We start from the raw sequence: 15,431 nt of genomic DNA, 5'->3' as shown, positions 1-15,431 counted from the left end.
ACCGAGACTGGGTCGCAGAGCTGTGTACATCAGCAGGCATTGAAAACCATGAGCCAAATCGGGCTCCTTGCCTAAGACCCATCTATTGCCGAACCGCTCCGAATCCGCAGGCGTTCCACACCTGGATTCATGAGTGGTGAAATTCCTCCTTATACCTTGGATACAAGCTCGAGGATCTTCTCGCTACGCCGATAGGATGCTCATCGCGTTGGGTGGCAATTAGATACTAATGAGCGCGATTAATTAAATATATAGGGTCTCTATCGCAAGTAAGTTGACTGGCAGTCGTCAATCCGCGCGTTGCGCTGCACCCTTCAGAAATACGCTATGCCGACGTGATGTGCCCTTCGCTAGGGCGCATGACGGCGATCGTGGCCCATCCAATCTTCACGCGCGCTTTGCCTCACTTGTCGCTCCCCAACAGATCGCTGCTGGCTTCAGATGACCGTCTTTCACCTGCTCAGTGAGCTCTCTTTTAAGAATCTTGCCGCTAGCCGTCATAGGAAAAGCCTCCAAGCAGAGGAAATACTCGGGCATGTCATAGCGCGATAGGCCGACCTCGTTCAAATGGAGAAGGATCTCATCGCTGCTCGGGGTAGCGCCTGGTACAGGGATGATGGCCAGGCACACCTTTTCTCCTAGTCGCTGATCTGCGACGGGGAATGCTGCCACTTTTGCAATGCCAGGATGACGTAGGGCCAGGTTCTCGATTTCCGCCGGATAGATGTTATGCCCGCCTCGGATGATGAGGTCTTTCGAGCGACCAACAATCTCGAGGTTACCCTCGGCATCGATCCTTCCCAGGTCTCCGCTCATGAACCAGCCCTCACGGTTGAATGACGCTTGAGTGGAGGCATGATTACCAAAATAACCGAGCATCAGCGTCGCGCCACGACCACCGATTTCACCAACCTCCCCTTGTGCGGCTTCAGTATCGCGATCTTCGGCCTTCCAAATTTTGACCTCATAGGCAGGGTTCTTTCGGCCCACCGGCTTGCCTACTGTGCGGGTAAGCGTCTCGATACTGTCGCTTGGAATTGTGGAGTTGTGAGAGCCGTTCTCACTCATCCCGTAGATGTTCTGAGGCACGATCCCCAGTGCTACCAGGCGCCTTGCTAGCTCTTCAGGAATGGCGGCGCCCGCCATGTAGAACATTTTGACGCGCCCTAACCTTTCCAAACCACGCTGACGAAGCTCTTGGAGGAGATCGATCGCATGGGTGGGTACACCCATAATGTAATCGGCACTGGTTTCCAAAATCCGGTCGATGGGCGACGCACCTTTAGGCTGATCGTTGACGACCATTTCGCACCCAGTCACAAAACACTGCTCGAATCCTACCGTGGCGATGTGGTGACTCAAGGGGCCAAGGCAATAGATGACATTCTCGCGTGTCATGCTCCAATCGGTGACGAGTGCTCGGCCATTAGCCAGCAACGTGTTATCGCTATGCATCAAAGCTTTAGGATGGCCGGTCGTGCCGGAAGTAAGCGCAATGTAGACAATCTTGTCTGGATTCTCGTCTGCGGGTGGCAGCGATTTGACTACCTTGGCCCTTGGAAACACCTCGGCACCTTCAGGCAGCTGGAACTGGGAGATGTCAGGAGGGGCCACTGCATACGCACGACAGAAGCCATTCAGATCCTGAAGCCGAGCAAAAATATCCTTGGTGCCGGCATCAGCTCCATATCCTGGCTGACCAACGAAAGCACACGCCCCACAGCGCTCTAGCAGCGTGTAAATTTCGTCAACGGTGTGGTTTTGATGAAGTGACTGCATGGACACGTAACCGTTACGCGAGCAGGCTAGTAGTAACACCACGCACTCAACACGGCTTGGCATCCACCCTGCAACGCGGTCACCACTTCGTAAACCAGCTTCATGGAGCCCCGCTGCTACGCTATCAGCCCAATCAACCAGCTGCTCCCAGGTCAGACGATGCTGACGATCTCGGAATGCAAACCGTGCTGGGTGTGAGGCAGCGTGACGACGCGCCATCGTGTACAACGTCGCGTCTTGCCATAAGCCGCGGGCATAGAAATCTTTAGCAATTGCCGGGTCGTGTAGGGTCATCAAAGTCGAGCGCATACTGCCTCCAATCTTATTTTTTTATCATGAGGTCTGTACTGGACAGGTTCTGAGATTTCAGTGGAATCCGCGCCCACCAGTAGCCAGGCGACCCATAAGGGCTGAGGGACGATAACGATCCTCCTGATAGTGCTGCTGGAGGTTGCTGAGCACCTGATGGAGAAAGCTCACACCCAACCGATCAGCCCATTCCAACGGGCCTAGTGGATAGTTCACGCCGTAACGCATGGCAGCGTCGATGTCGTCGGTACTCGCTACTGATTGCATCGCGGCATCTGCTGCTTCGTTTGCCAACATCGCAACCGTGCGAAGCACGACTAATCCTGGGCTGTCATCGACCACGCTGACACGCCAGCCCAACGCCTGCAGCAAACCCGTCGCGATTTTCAAAGCCTCGTCGGATGTTTGGTCTGCTTTGGCAATAGCCAATCGCCCAGGCTGTTGGTAATTCAAAGCAAGATCGAACAGCACCAGGTCGGGATAGCTTTCCTGACTACTCCGAACAGTCGCAGAGCGACCGTCACTCATGGCGAGCGTGCAGCCTTCCATTCGTAAAACCCCGCTGCCCGGGCGGCGCTCCACAGCTATCCCCTCGGCCGCGGTTTCCATCAAGGCATGCGCCGGGCCAAGATCCCCTTCGATTATCACGATTGATGGAGAAGCTTGATGAACTTGCTCTGCGGCGGCGGGCGGCTCTGATGCTGGGCCATACTGGTAAAAGCCTCGTCCAGCTTTTCGGCCCAGGTGGCCAGCGAGCACCAATTCTTGCTGTGTCAATGAGGGCTTGAACCGTGGGTCTTGGAAGTAAGCATTGAACACCGAGCAAGTCACAGCGTAATTCACGTCATGACCGATCAGATCCATCAGCTCAAAAGGCCCCATTGGGAAGCCTCCGCCCTCGCGAATCAATGCATCAAGGGTAGGTGCGGTGGCAACTCCCTCCTCGAGCAAGCGCAACCCCTCAGCATAGAAAGGGCGTGCGACACGATTAACGATGAACCCCGGGGTGGAACGGGTGTACACGGGTTTCTTGCCCCACGCGCTAGCGGTTTGATAAAGCGTTTGAGCTACCTGCTCGGCAGTTGCCAAACCAGATACGATTTCCACCAGCGCCATCAGCGGCGCCGGGTTGAAGAAATGCAGCCCCGCCAGACGCTCTGGACGGGACAAATGAGCGGCGATGGCTGTGACAGACACAGAAGAAGTATTTGTAGCCAATATGGCGGTTGGCGCTACCACCTCTTCGAGTTGGGCAAAAAGCTGTTGTTTAGCCTTGAGATCTTCAACGATCGCTTCAACCACCAGCCCTGCTTCAGCGATATCTGTCAGTGAGCTCGCCACACGCAATGAGTCACCAGCTGCGATGGCTCGCTCAGGACTCATGCGCCCTTTTTCAACCAGCCTGGAGAACACGGCCCTTATTTGGTCGCGACTCTTGGCGGCTGCTCCCTCTCGGGCATCAAATAGCCAGACAGTATGCCCCGCCGTTGCTGCAACCTGGGCGATGCCGCTGCCCATTGCACCTACTCCGATTACCGCAACGGGAACCGATTGAGACAATGCGTTCATATCACGCTCCTCGTTCCATAGAGACTACCGCCTTACCATGAACCTGCCCGGCCTTGACCATAGCGAGGGCTTCACTGGCTGACTCAAAGTTGAACAAACGCATGATGCGAGGCTTCACCGCCCCCTCTCGCCAGAGCTGCAACAGCGCCGCCTGAGCCGCCTCCACTTTTTCCGGCGTCCGATTGCGGTAGTCGCTCCACTGCAGTCCGCAGACGCCGATATTCTTCAGAAGCAGGTAATTCACTTTAAGCGTGGGGATTTCACCGGCCGCAAAGCCGATGACGACGATGCGCCCACACCACGCTGTTGCACGTAGGGCACCAGTGAAGAATTGGCCGCCCAGTGGATCAATGACGACATCAGCGCCTTGGCCATCTGTTACCGAGTAAACCTGCTCGCGAATCCGCTCTATGAGATCTCCTCCGGACAGGTCGATGATGTGATCTGCCCCCGACTCTAAAGCGACCCGTGCTTCCACATCGCTACGCACACCTGCAAGCACAGTAGCGCCAAGGCCTTTTGCGATCTGAACTGAGGCAAGGCCGATTCCACCCGCAGCACCGCCCACCAGGACGACATCGCCAGCATTAACTCGCCCGCGCTCCACCAGTGCAAAGTAGGCTGTCTGGTAAACCAATCCCATTGCTGCGGCTTCCGCGTACTCAAGGCCATCCGGCAAATGGAAGCTCTGAGCCGGAGTAGTAATCGCTTGCTCTGCCAGTGCTCCCCATTCGACCTGGGACATGATCCGGTCACCTATTGCGTACCCTTCGACACCGGCACCGACTGCACTGACAACCCCAGCAAAATCTTTCCCAGGCGTAAAAGGGCGAGGCGGCAACAGCTGGTATTCGCCGGATATCACCAGCACATCTGGGAAATTGATCCCAGCGGCTTTCACATCCACAACTATCTCGCCTGCGTCTGGCTGCAGCGGAGGAAGCTCATCGATTTGGAGAGTGTGAGGCTCGCCATGTTCGTGCACTCGATAACTACGCATGGGATCGTCTCCAATCAGATCAGCAATAGGGGATCTTGGGTTTCGTTGAGCCGAGGAGCGTTGGCGCAGACCTGGGCCGAGCGAAACAGCGGTGCAACGGGGCTTGGCAACGCAGGCACTCTGCGTCCGCCAGCGTCGACTTGACGTTCGAACAAACGACGGGCTGCAACTTGCGCATCACGCACACCCTCTTCCAAGGTTGCGACAATCGAGCAGCAGACATCTTGGCCCTCGAAGACTGCTCGCCAATGCAGAGAGGTATGACGCTCCACCCTCTCACCGACTGCTGCCTTGACTTCCTCGGCGGGCGCTTGCTCCGAGCGCATTGCTTGAGGTAGGTCAATCAGGTCGCAGAAGAGCTCCCAAAATTTGGATTCCAACGGCGCAGCCGCCAAGAAACGACCATCCGCAGTGGGGTAGATTTGATATCGAGGTGACCCGCCAGTTACTACCTCGTCGCTCATTCCAGGCCAGCGGTCTGATGCAAAGCCATTTCCGAGCCCCCAATACATAAACGTGTAGAGGTTGTCTGCCATTGCTACGTCAAGGTAGCAACCAAGGCCCGTGCGGTCTCGCTGAGTCAAAGCGAACATGATGTTCATGACCGCGGGATAGGCGCCCCCACCGATGTCAGCCGCCAAGACTTGGGGTAGAACTGGCTTGCCACCAGCCCCTGTCAGACCCAGTAGTCCGGTCTCCGCCATGTAGTTGAGGTCATGTCCTGCACTCTTGGCTTTGGGGCCCGTTTGGCCCCAGCCGGTGATTGAGCAATACACCAATTTTGGATTGATACGCCGTACCGACTCATAGCCCAGTCCGAGCCTCTCCATGACGCCTGGACGGAATTGTTCGATGAGGACATCCGCACGCTCAATCAGCGGTTTGAGCCTTTGCACAGCGTCAGGTGCTTTCAAGTCGATAGCGATCGACTGTTTCCCACGGTTGAGCAGCGCGAAGTTCACGCTGTCTTCGCCGAGCTTTGGCTCATAGGAACGCATCTCGTCGCCACGTTCCGGCTTCTCAAGTTTGACAACTCGTGCGCCGGCATCCGCCAAGATCAGGCTAGCCATAGGCCCGGGCAGCAATGTGCTGAAATCCAGAACCAAAAGTCCTTCCAAAGGTTGCATAGGGTTCACCTCTTATTGGAGTTTTCGGTGAAGCAGCCAGGATTATTTTTTAGATATCGCCAACGCCACCTGAGCTCGGCGTGCTGGCGCATAAGCCGGGTCGCCCAACGCTCGGTACAGCGACTCGGTGGTGACGCAATGCTCCGCGAGGCCGGTTCGCTCCAGCAGCTCGATCGGGCCCTCTGGGTACCCCAACCCCAGACGAAGAGTGAGGTCGAGATCGTTCGCCGTCGCTAACCCCGCATCCAGCTTGGCTAGAGCAGCGTTGTAGTAAGGTCGAACCAACCGGTTGACGATGCGACCAGGGAAGTCCGCGCAGACGGCTGTCTTGAGACCATGCGACTGGAACAGATTTTGAGCCAGCGCAACCGCCTCAGCCGCGCTGTTGGGTTGGCGCACAATTTCAACTAATGGAGTAGGATCTGCGTGCCCCAAGCGGAACCTCGCGAAGCCCAAGACATTGCTTCCTTCGGTGCCGCGCTGCTCACCTGTGTGCACACCTAAGCACTCGTCTTCGAGTTCAATGAGGATCAGCTTGAATCGCTGGATATCGGTGAGCTCGGCGAATGCGCGGCCCGAATCTTTGCCGTTGATCATGAGCGAGTTGGAGTTAGGATCATGCGCTTCGATCAACGAATGCGAAGTCGGAAATGAGCGGCTGGCGCCAGCAGTCAGAATCATGCAGTTCATCGATCAGCTCCCGTAAATTTTGTTGGAGTCATACTCAAGGAAGCCGCGTTGGGTTTTACGCCCTAAGCGCTTGGCTGCCACCATCCTGCGGAGCAAGGGAGGACAGGCCGCCCGAGGTTCATGGGTCACGCCATGTAACGCCTCACAGAGCAGTACCTGGGTATCAAGCCCTACCAGATCCAGCAGCTCCATTGGCCCCATCGCATATCCCAAGGCACCTTTGATGGCCTTGTCGATTTCTGCCGGTTCTGCCACACCCTGCTCTACCAGACGGATCGCGTCGTTGTTGAATGGCACCAGGAAGCAATTAAGGATGAAGCCTGGTTGATCTAGCGTTTTAACCGGCTGTTGTCCTAACCCTTCACAGATCGACCAAGCGCGATCAAAGGTCTCATCGGTGGTCTCCAGCCCAGGGGACATTTCGACCAGCTTCATTAGCTGCGCTGGGAGGCAGAAATGCATGCCCACAAAGCGATCTGGGCGTCCGCTGACCGCTGCAATTTCGGTGATCGACAAAGTCGAGGTGTTGGACGCGAACAGAGTTGATGGGGAGCAATGTTCGTTCAACCGTTGGAACAGGGCGCCCTTCACCTTCAGGTCTTCAAAAACGGCCTCTATGACAAGATCACAGTCACTAACCTCGGCGGGATCAGTTGCCAAGCTAACTCGCCCCATGATCTCTTCGACCTGCTCAGGGGCTAGCTTGCCGCGCGCTACCGACTTCTCGAAGAAGTTCGCCATTTGCTGGCGTGCCGCTTCAAGGCGATCCCGCGCGACGTCAAAAAGCACGGTGTTGGCACCCCCGCGAGCGGCAACGATTGCTATGCCGGTACCCATGGTTCCACAGCCTGCCACGCAGATGGATAACTTGGACATTGGTCTTTTCCTTTGCTGTGAGCAGTTAACGTTCGACGAAACTGCGGCCGATGATTTGCCGGTGAATCTGGTTGGTGCCTTCCCAGATCTGCTCGATCTTCGCATCCCTGAATAGGCGTTCGACTCGGTACTCTTTGCAGTAGCCATAGCCACCGTGCAACTGAATAGCCTCGGTAGCCATCCGCATGGCCAGGTCAGAAGCCCTGAGCTTCAAAATGGAAGCCTCAACACCGATGTCCGTTTCACCACTGTCGACCAGGCGAGCCACATTGAGCAGCCACCCTTCGCAGAGCGCCAGCTCGGAGGCCAGATCCGCAAGTAGGAACTGGATTCCCTGAAACTCGATGATGCGCCGAGAAGACTGGCGCCGACCGTTGATATACGCGACCGCGTCGTTGAAGGCGGCTCGGGCTATGCCCAACGAATGAGCGCCGATGCTCGGGCGAGACTTATTTAAGGAACCAATCAGCATTCGCAAGCCTTCGCCAGGGCCGCGTATCAGATTCCGACGAGGGATGCGGCATTGGTCGAAATTCAACGTGGCGGTGCTGGAGGCACGATGACCAAGCTTGTCCTCCAGTCGAGCTACGCTCAGGCCTGGAGTGCCTTTTTCTATGACAACACATGAAATCGCCTGCTTGGCGTCCTCTACTCCGGCCCATTTCCCGAACACCAAGTACAAATCCGCGACATCGCCGTTGGTAATGAACGTCTTGCTGCCGCTGACGACAATATGGTCACCGTCCTCCCGGAAACTGGTTCTCATCCCGGTTGCATCCGAACCAGCATCGGGTTCGGTGATGACCAGTGCACCGAGACCGCCATTGGCAATTACGGGCAGCAGCCGTTCTTGTTGCTCATCGGTTCCGAACTCGATAATGGGCTTAATCGCGTGATAATTGGTGGCCCAGATGATGCCTGTGCTGGCGCATGCCGAGCTGATTTCGCGAACGCATGCCAGGTAAACCAGATACGACAGGCCTGCTCCCCCGTATTGCTCGGGAATGAACATCGCATTCAGACCCAGACGATTGATTGCTTCAACGTTTGCCCAAGGGAATTCCTTGGTCTCATCATAATGAGCGGCACGGGGAGCAATTTCATTCTTGGCCAGCGCTCTGACAGACTCCAGGAGCATGGCCTCTTCAGGGTTGAGACCCAATTGACTATCAAGCCGCTCGATCACATTCATGGGTGTCTCCGGTGGTGCTTGAAATGGGATCAATGCCCGAATTTGTTGGCATCAGGCTTGCGGCGCTCTGCGAAAGCATCCTTAAGCTCGTGCGCTTCTTGGGAATCCAGGTAGGGTCGAAGAAGCAGGTCATGCGAAACGCGCGCGAGTCCAGCTACGCCGTTGTGACGTGCGGTAAACGCCGCCTTCAAGGAAGCCAACGCGAACGCACCCCGTTCAGCTACAGCCAATGCCATTTCACGAGTCGCGGACTCCAGTTCGTCGTCCGGAACCACCTTGTTGATAAGCCCATATTCCAAAGCTTGCTGAGCGCTGAGCTTGTCGTTCAGGAACCACATTTCTTTCGCCCGACGCTTGCCTACAAGATCTTCCAGGTACCATGTGCCGTAACCAGCGTCGAAGCTCCCCACCATAGGGCCCACCTGACGGAACACCGCGCTTTCTTTGGCGATCGACAGATCACACACGACTTGCAGCACATTGCCCCCACCCACGGCGTACCCATTGATACTTGCAATCACGGGTTTCTGAAGACGCTCGATGGCGTCATACATTTCGAGCGTTGGCAGCACGCCTGCGTACAGCAAAGAATCCTCCATTCCATCCTTGCGTCCCCCTGTGCAGAAGAAGCGATCTCCGGCACCGGTGATCACCAGCACACGGGTGCGGGTCTCGGTACGAATAGACTCGATGCAGTCGCGAATCTCGAGGCACATGGTCTTGGTAAACATGTTGCCGTCTTCAGGACGGTTCAGCGTCAAGGTGCCAACCGGGCCGTCTTCTTTGTACAAGATGGTTTCGTAATGCATGGCAGTTATCCTTAGGTGAATTGGCAGTCAGATGACTTCTTCATTTCGCAGCAGCTCAATCTGCTCGGATGTATAACCCAGCAGATCGCCCAGAACTTGTTGAGTATGCTCGCCCAGTCGAGGTGGGGCACTACGGTAGCCCGCAGCTTTCCCATCGAGGTGAATCCCCAGGCTAACCTGGGGCAATGCCTCTCCGTTTCGAGGAATTTGGAAAAACAGGCCACGGTCGTGGAAGTGCGCATCCTCCGTGACCTCGTCGACCCGGTAAATGGGGCCGGCGGGCACGCCGGCTGCCGCAAACAGCTCCAGCCACTCAGCTCGGGGCTTGTGCAGCAGGATGTCTTGAATCCCCGCGACAATTTCCTCTCTTCGCACTCGTCGCTGGGCATTGCTGGCGAGAGACGGATCAACTCCGATTTCTGGTCGTTCAACCAGATTCCAGAAGCGCTGCCAGATCCGGTCGGTTCCCAAGCTGAGTGTGAGCGGCTCGTCGGCTGTCTCGAATGTCTGATACACAGCGATGACACTGTCGCGGCCGCCGGTTCTGCGTGACACTTCGCCAGACCCAAGGTAAGGGATGATTCGCGGCGAAGTGAAACGCACCATACTTTCAGTCAAAGCGATATCGACTGTGGCACCCTGCCCTGTTTGCTGCCGGCGGTAGAGGGCCGCTAAAACCGCCATGGCAGTATCGCTTCCTGCAAGCATGTCAGCTGCGGGAGCGCCAACCTTTTGAGGAGAGGCTTCTGAGGGGCCGGTCAGATCCATGATCCCGCTGTAGCCTTCAGCGATGAGGTCGTAGCAAGGTTTGCTTGCATTGCGGCCGGTCAGCCCGAACCCAGTGATGCTGGCAACAATCAGCCCCTCCCGACCCGCTCGCAGTTGCTCCGGCGACATCCCAAGCTTTGCCTGTACGTCTCGTGTCTGATTGGTCACCACCACATCAGCCTTATCCAGCAGAGCGTCGAGTACGGTGCGGCCGCAGGGCTTGCTGAAGTCGAGTCGAATGCTTTGTTTGTTCCTGTTTACACTGAGGAACCAAAGCGATTCGCCATCCAGGAAGGGTGGCCCCCAGAAGCGAGCATCATCACCGGTGGGCCGCTCGACTTTGATGACATCAGCCCCGAAATCCGACAACAGCATTGTTGCATAAGGCCCGGCGATCGACGTGGTCAGGTCTACCACGCACACCCCTTTGAGAATCGAGAAGGTGGTTTCCGAGTGACCTGTAGGAAGGCTGGTGGCTAACATTGGTTTCACCTTTTGCTTTTTGTAGTCTGGAATGCAACCGGTGTGCCACTTGTCGAGGACTGCTGAAACATCAATGATTTACGGATGCTGCGCGATTATTTTTGATTGACAGATGCAGCAGAACTGACCGAGTTTGTATTTACGGAATACACCCAAGCTGAAGGCAGTGTCTCTCGGGGACACAGTGCTGACCTACAAGAATATGAGGTGCGAGTGATGCAACCCGGCTTTGAAGTGATCGCGTTTGATAGCGAATTTGCCGTGCTTTTTTGTACCGCTGGGATAGCAAACCCCTCCCATCAAACCGAGCTCGCTCAGCTCGTGAGGAACACACCGGGTCACAAGCAGATGGTGTCATTGGGTGCGGAAGATAGCCGTATCGGGCTCGTCCTCAGGCGCGCAGATCAGACTGTGGTGATCATTCACGAGCAGAACGCTGATCATGCATTGCTCGACTTCATCAGTACGGTCGATATCGCATTCGACATCCTCAAACACTTCATCACCAACCCCTATGAAGGGATTACGGTTGTCGATAAGGACGCGATATTGAGGTACATCAGTCCTGTCCATGAGCGGTTCTTTGGCTTTATACCAGGCGGTGCAGTCGGCCAGCCGGTACAGGAAGTCATCGAGAACACGCGCTTGCAGGAGGTCGTGCGTACCGGAAAAGCGGAGATTGGCCAGGTTCAGCAAATGCGAAACACATCTCGTGTCGTGAACCGCATCCCGATAACCCGGGGGGATGAGGTGGTCGGGGCGATTGGTCGGGTGATGTTCCGCGCCCCTGAAGAAGTCCATGAGTTGAGCCGGCAGATTTCATCCCTTCGGGCAGAGGTCAACTACTACGAGACGGAACTCACCCGATTACGGCACCGTACCTACGGCTTAGAGGAAATTGTCGGTGAGAGTGATGCCATCCAGCGGCTGAAAGCCCAGATTCGCAAGGTCGCTCCCCTCGATGTTCCTGTCTTCATCGCAGGAGAAAGCGGTACTGGCAAGGAGCTCGTAGCACACGCAATTCACAACTTGAGCCGGCGAAGCGAAAAACCGATGGTGGTTGTGAACTGTGGCGCACTGCCTGACACGCTGGTCGAGAGCGAGTTATTTGGCTACGACCAGGGAGCATTCACCGGAGCAAAGCGTGAGGGACGCGTAGGTAAGTTCGAGCTGGCTGACCGTAGTAGCTTGTTCCTGGACGAAATCGGCGATCTGCCGCTGGAGGCACAGGTGAAGCTGTTGCGTGTGCTTGAGGGCAGCAGCTTTGAGCGGGTTGGCAGCAATAAAGCACGAACCGTAGACTTCCGATTGATCAGTGCCACCAACAGGGATCTAAAAGGTGCCATCGAAAGCCAAGACTATCGGGCAGATCTCTTTTACCGAATCAATGGGGTGACCCTCACTATCCCACCTCTGCGCGAACGTCGTGAAGACATTCCATTAATCACCCGTCATTTCATCACGCATATCTCGCAACGAGTAGGTTCCAGTGTACGGAGCATCAGTCCTGAGGCTTTGGCTTTACTGCAGCGTCATTCGTGGCCCGGGAATGTTCGACAGCTGTACCATGAGATTCAGCAGGCTATCATCTTCGCCAGCCACCACGAGCTAGAGCCACGGGACTTCAGCCACCTGGCATTGCCTGACGAAAATCATGACCATAGAGCTCCGCTCGAACCCGCGCCTGTGACGATGAAGGACACAATGGACAACGTCGAGCTGAACCTGATTCGCGACGCTCTGAAAAAGTATGATGGCAATAAAAAGCGGGTCGCTGAGGAGCTTGGGATCTCCAGGTCATACCTGTACAAGCGATTGGCGGATCTGGATCACGAATGAGCCCAAGGTCGGAGCACTAGGGTCAGCTCACGGCCGCGCTACGATCAGCCCGGCCGGCTTGTGCTCTCCCTCAATCCGGTCGGAAAACCTTGGCATCACGCTGGGCTAATGCAAGCAGCTCATCCACGATCATCCTGACCTTAGGTTGAATGTACCGGGTACGTGGCCACATGACGTGGATAGGCATTTCAGCGCCAGAATATTCCTCGAGGACAGGAACAAGCGTGCCTTGCTCTATGTAGTCCTGGACTAGCCAGGTCGGCAACTGGGCTAGCCCTCCTCCCGCTAGCGCCATCTGAAGCAACATTTCACCGTCGCCCATTTCGTGCTTGACCCGAATCTCCTGCTCAATAGCGACCCCATCGCTATCCAGAAGCATCCAAGTCTTTCGGATGCCGTTCTTCCAACCCACGATGCAGTCATGGGTCAGGAGATCCTCCCGCTTGTGAGGAGTACCACGGAGCGTCAAATACTCTGGTGTGGCACAGATGAGTAAGCTTTGTGAACCGAGCTTTCTTGCAACGATTTCACTGTCGTCCTTGAGCGTCCCTATCCTCACGACAAGATCGATTCCCTCATTGATTATGTCGATAATTCGCTCGCTAAAGCTCACAGATAGGTCAAGCTTTTCATGACGAACTGTGAGGTTGATCAGCGTTGGAAGGATGTGGCGACGTCCAAATGCCGCAGGAAGGTCGATACGCAAACGTCCGACGGGCTCCTGATGCCCTGTGGTTAGAAAGTTCTCTGACTCAAGGAGCTCTTCCATAGCACGCAGGCAGCTCGACAGATACGCCTCTCCCTCATTCGTCAGGATCAATCGCCTCGTCGTCCGGTGGAGCAGCTTGACACCAAGACGCGCTTCAAGACGGGTGACGCTTTTGCCGACCGCGGAGCTCGTTACTCCTAGCTCATGAGCCGCAGCGGTGAAGCTCAAGGTTTGGGCCGCCGCGACGAACTCCCTTACCCCGTCGAAGGTGATCATCGACATTTTAGAATTCCAGGCAGCAATGTAGAGAATTTGAACGGGTTAATTCACAAATTCTACAGGAATACACTCAAGCTCTTGATGAAATGGAGAGCAATGATGAACTCAGTCGCAGCACCAGCGGAGTTAGATCTACCAGCTCCACGCCTGGATGGCCACCCAGGTTATCGTCGTCTTTTTGAAGAAAGAAAGCTCACAATCGGCTTGATTATGCCGCTCGAGACCCATCCTGGTAGACCCGCTCCAACGATGGCTGATCACGGCGAAATGGCCCAGCGTGCAGACACTCTAGGATTCGGTGCGCTCTGGCTCAGGGATGTTCCATTCTACGACCCGCACTACGGTGATGTAGCGCAGATTTTCGATCCTGTTCCTTACCTTGGCTACCTTGCAGCAATCACCAAACGAATCGCCTTAGGTACGACCGGCTTCGTGCTGCCCTTCCGAGAGCCGCTGATTTTCTCAAAGCAAATGACCTCTTTGGATCACCTTTCCAACGGTCGCCTGATGATGGGCATATCTTCAGGGGACAGGCCCGCTGAATATCCGTTGTTTGGTATTGATTTTGAAACACGCGGAAGCCGATTCCGAGAAAGCTATGAGGTTTTACGATCACTCACAGAGGAAAGCTTTCCTGCCTTTGAGTCACCTCTATTTGGACGGTCTAACGGAGAATTCGAGCTTGTGCCCAAGCCTGTTATTGGTCGTACACCAGCCTTGGCGGTAGGAAGATCACAGCAATCGCTTGCGTGGATTGCTGAGCATATGGATGGTCTGATTCGCTCTGCCCCGGAACCGTATCAACTGAAAGCCGCAGCGATGGAGTGGCGAAGCGCTCTAGTTGAGTTTGATAGCTCAGTCTTCAAGCCCCTAGGTATAGGCGCATTTGTAGACCTTTTCGAAAATGCCGATGCACCGCTGCGCCGTAGCTTCGGGGGCATTCGGACAGGTAGGAACATGCTAAAAGAGTACTTGCATGAAGCCCAAGAAGCAGGCATTAACCATTTCGCATTGAATCTGAAAGTCAGTCACCGGCCTTATCGTGAAATACTCCAGGAGCTGGCGGAAGAGATCCTCCCTCACTTCCGGTCACATGGATGAGCATGCCGGATTTAATCAGGTGGTGAGTTGAATCACCACCTGATGCCACTTCAATCTCAAGCTTTAGCTGGAGCAGCCCGGTACCGACCACGGCCAGAAGAATATGTTACTTCGACTTCGCTCAAGTTGTGCGACGCCAGCTCATCCCGCACCTGCTCAATGCTCAGGGGGCAAAGAGGGCCAATCAGAACTTCTTTAATAGCACTAATCCCTCTGTATGAAGTCAACAATTTATGATAGTTCGCTTGCTCATTGTAGACATTTTTCCTAACTCCTAGCTCATAATCGTCATCGATACGAGCATCAATTTCAATCATCGCCCTGACCTCCCGCTCGTCTCTGAAAAACTGGTCTTTATAGATAGCCGCATAACGTCGAAGCCCTATATCCAACATTATATCCTTAATCTTAGGGTTGTTATGCTCCAAGGTATCTACTAAGTCCTCCACCTTTCTGATAAACGCCGCTTGGTCATATTCTACTGATCGAAGCGCTACGTGTGACTTTATAGGCTGAAATCCTGCCGCTGTGGAGCGATTGAAAAGATTGTTTCTTGAAATACAAGCTTCATCAAAACCGATGCATAAACCCCTTCCGTCATCAGCATACAGACGCCACTGGCTTCCCAGGTCACCCTCCTGCGAGAAGCATCCAACTAATATCTGACAGCTGGTGCAGGAGATCTGCTCCGAGGCTGAGTCTCGGAGAAGTTTTTTCTTAATCCCTCGCGCCGACAAAACCTCCGAAATCAAGTCGAAACCCGTTACGTACTCGGTCTCATCATTAAGCTTAGTGATATCGGTGAGCCAGACCTCCTGAGTGGAGATAATGCTTGAAAAAACATTAGCGGTGCAGTAGTGATAAATCATTTTTCATCCATTACAAACGACTTACAGGTTAT

General features: G+C 55.0%; 13 protein-coding genes. 2 read left to right on the top strand and 11 right to left on the bottom strand.

Annotated features, from left to right (window positions below; all coding sequences use genetic code 11):
* Positions 1 to 387: 387 nt before the first annotated feature.
* The 9 genes from V7787_RS01430 to V7787_RS01390 are packed head-to-tail and all read right to left on the bottom strand — an operon-like array spanning position 388 to position 10,602.
* On the bottom strand, positions 388 to 2,088 hold the full coding sequence (locus V7787_RS01430; protein WP_336085038.1) for a class I adenylate-forming enzyme family protein: 1,701 nt from the start codon (positions 2,086 to 2,088) through the stop codon (positions 388 to 390).
* Between the two features lie 57 nt (positions 2,089 to 2,145).
* A complete protein-coding gene (paaH, locus tag V7787_RS01425) occupies positions 2,146 to 3,657 on the bottom strand; it encodes a 3-hydroxyacyl-CoA dehydrogenase PaaH (RefSeq protein WP_336085036.1) in 1,512 nt (503 codons plus the stop codon).
* Between the two features lies 1 nt (position 3,658).
* Positions 3,659 to 4,657, bottom strand: coding sequence for an NADPH:quinone oxidoreductase family protein (locus V7787_RS01420; protein WP_336085034.1), 999 nt, complete (start codon positions 4,655 to 4,657; stop codon positions 3,659 to 3,661).
* Between the two features lie 14 nt (positions 4,658 to 4,671).
* Entirely contained in the window at positions 4,672 to 5,784 is a 1,113-nt protein-coding gene (locus tag V7787_RS01415; RefSeq protein ID WP_336085032.1) for a CaiB/BaiF CoA transferase family protein, read from the bottom strand.
* A 42-nt stretch (positions 5,785 to 5,826) separates the two neighbouring features.
* Complete coding sequence (locus tag V7787_RS01410) at positions 5,827 to 6,474, bottom strand: 3-hydroxyacyl-CoA dehydrogenase family protein (RefSeq protein WP_336085030.1); 648 nt, start codon at positions 6,472 to 6,474, stop codon at positions 5,827 to 5,829.
* 3 nt (positions 6,475 to 6,477) lie between these two features.
* Positions 6,478 to 7,350: a 3-hydroxyacyl-CoA dehydrogenase family protein gene (locus V7787_RS01405; protein ID WP_336085028.1), complete on the bottom strand. Its 873-nt coding sequence runs from the start codon at positions 7,348 to 7,350 to the stop codon at positions 6,478 to 6,480.
* A 25-nt stretch (positions 7,351 to 7,375) separates the two neighbouring features.
* Positions 7,376 to 8,542: an acyl-CoA dehydrogenase family protein gene (locus V7787_RS01400; protein WP_336085026.1), complete on the bottom strand. Its 1,167-nt coding sequence runs from the start codon at positions 8,540 to 8,542 to the stop codon at positions 7,376 to 7,378.
* 29 nt (positions 8,543 to 8,571) lie between these two features.
* Positions 8,572 to 9,351: an enoyl-CoA hydratase-related protein gene (locus tag V7787_RS01395; RefSeq protein ID WP_336085023.1), complete on the bottom strand. Its 780-nt coding sequence runs from the start codon at positions 9,349 to 9,351 to the stop codon at positions 8,572 to 8,574.
* A 27-nt stretch (positions 9,352 to 9,378) separates the two neighbouring features.
* On the bottom strand, positions 9,379 to 10,602 hold the full coding sequence (locus V7787_RS01390; RefSeq protein ID WP_336085022.1) for a CaiB/BaiF CoA transferase family protein: 1,224 nt from the start codon (positions 10,600 to 10,602) through the stop codon (positions 9,379 to 9,381).
* A gap of 105 nt (positions 10,603 to 10,707) precedes the next feature.
* Between V7787_RS01390 and V7787_RS01385 the strand changes: the two genes are divergently transcribed.
* Entirely contained in the window at positions 10,708 to 12,441 is a 1,734-nt protein-coding gene (locus tag V7787_RS01385) for a sigma-54 interaction domain-containing protein (protein ID WP_336085020.1), read from the top strand.
* 70 nt (positions 12,442 to 12,511) lie between these two features.
* Here V7787_RS01385 and V7787_RS01380 read toward each other — a convergent pair whose 3' ends face one another.
* A complete protein-coding gene (locus V7787_RS01380) occupies positions 12,512 to 13,432 on the bottom strand; it encodes a LysR family transcriptional regulator (protein ID WP_336085017.1) in 921 nt (306 codons plus the stop codon).
* Between the two features lie 96 nt (positions 13,433 to 13,528).
* On the opposite strand from V7787_RS01380, the gene V7787_RS01375 reads away from it, so the two are divergent.
* Positions 13,529 to 14,530: an LLM class oxidoreductase gene (locus tag V7787_RS01375; RefSeq protein ID WP_336085015.1), complete on the top strand. Its 1,002-nt coding sequence runs from the start codon at positions 13,529 to 13,531 to the stop codon at positions 14,528 to 14,530.
* Positions 14,531 to 14,586: 56 nt separating this feature from the next.
* Here the strand turns inward: V7787_RS01375 and V7787_RS01370 are convergent, their stop codons facing one another.
* A complete protein-coding gene (locus V7787_RS01370) occupies positions 14,587 to 15,399 on the bottom strand; it encodes a DUF2971 domain-containing protein (RefSeq protein ID WP_336085013.1) in 813 nt (270 codons plus the stop codon).
* Between the last annotated feature and the right edge of the window lie 32 nt (positions 15,400 to 15,431).

This window comes from Pseudomonas sp. CGJS7 (assembly GCF_036961695.1).
The sequence above is the reverse complement of the archived record's forward strand: the minus strand, read 5'-3'. Positions and strand labels throughout refer to the sequence as shown.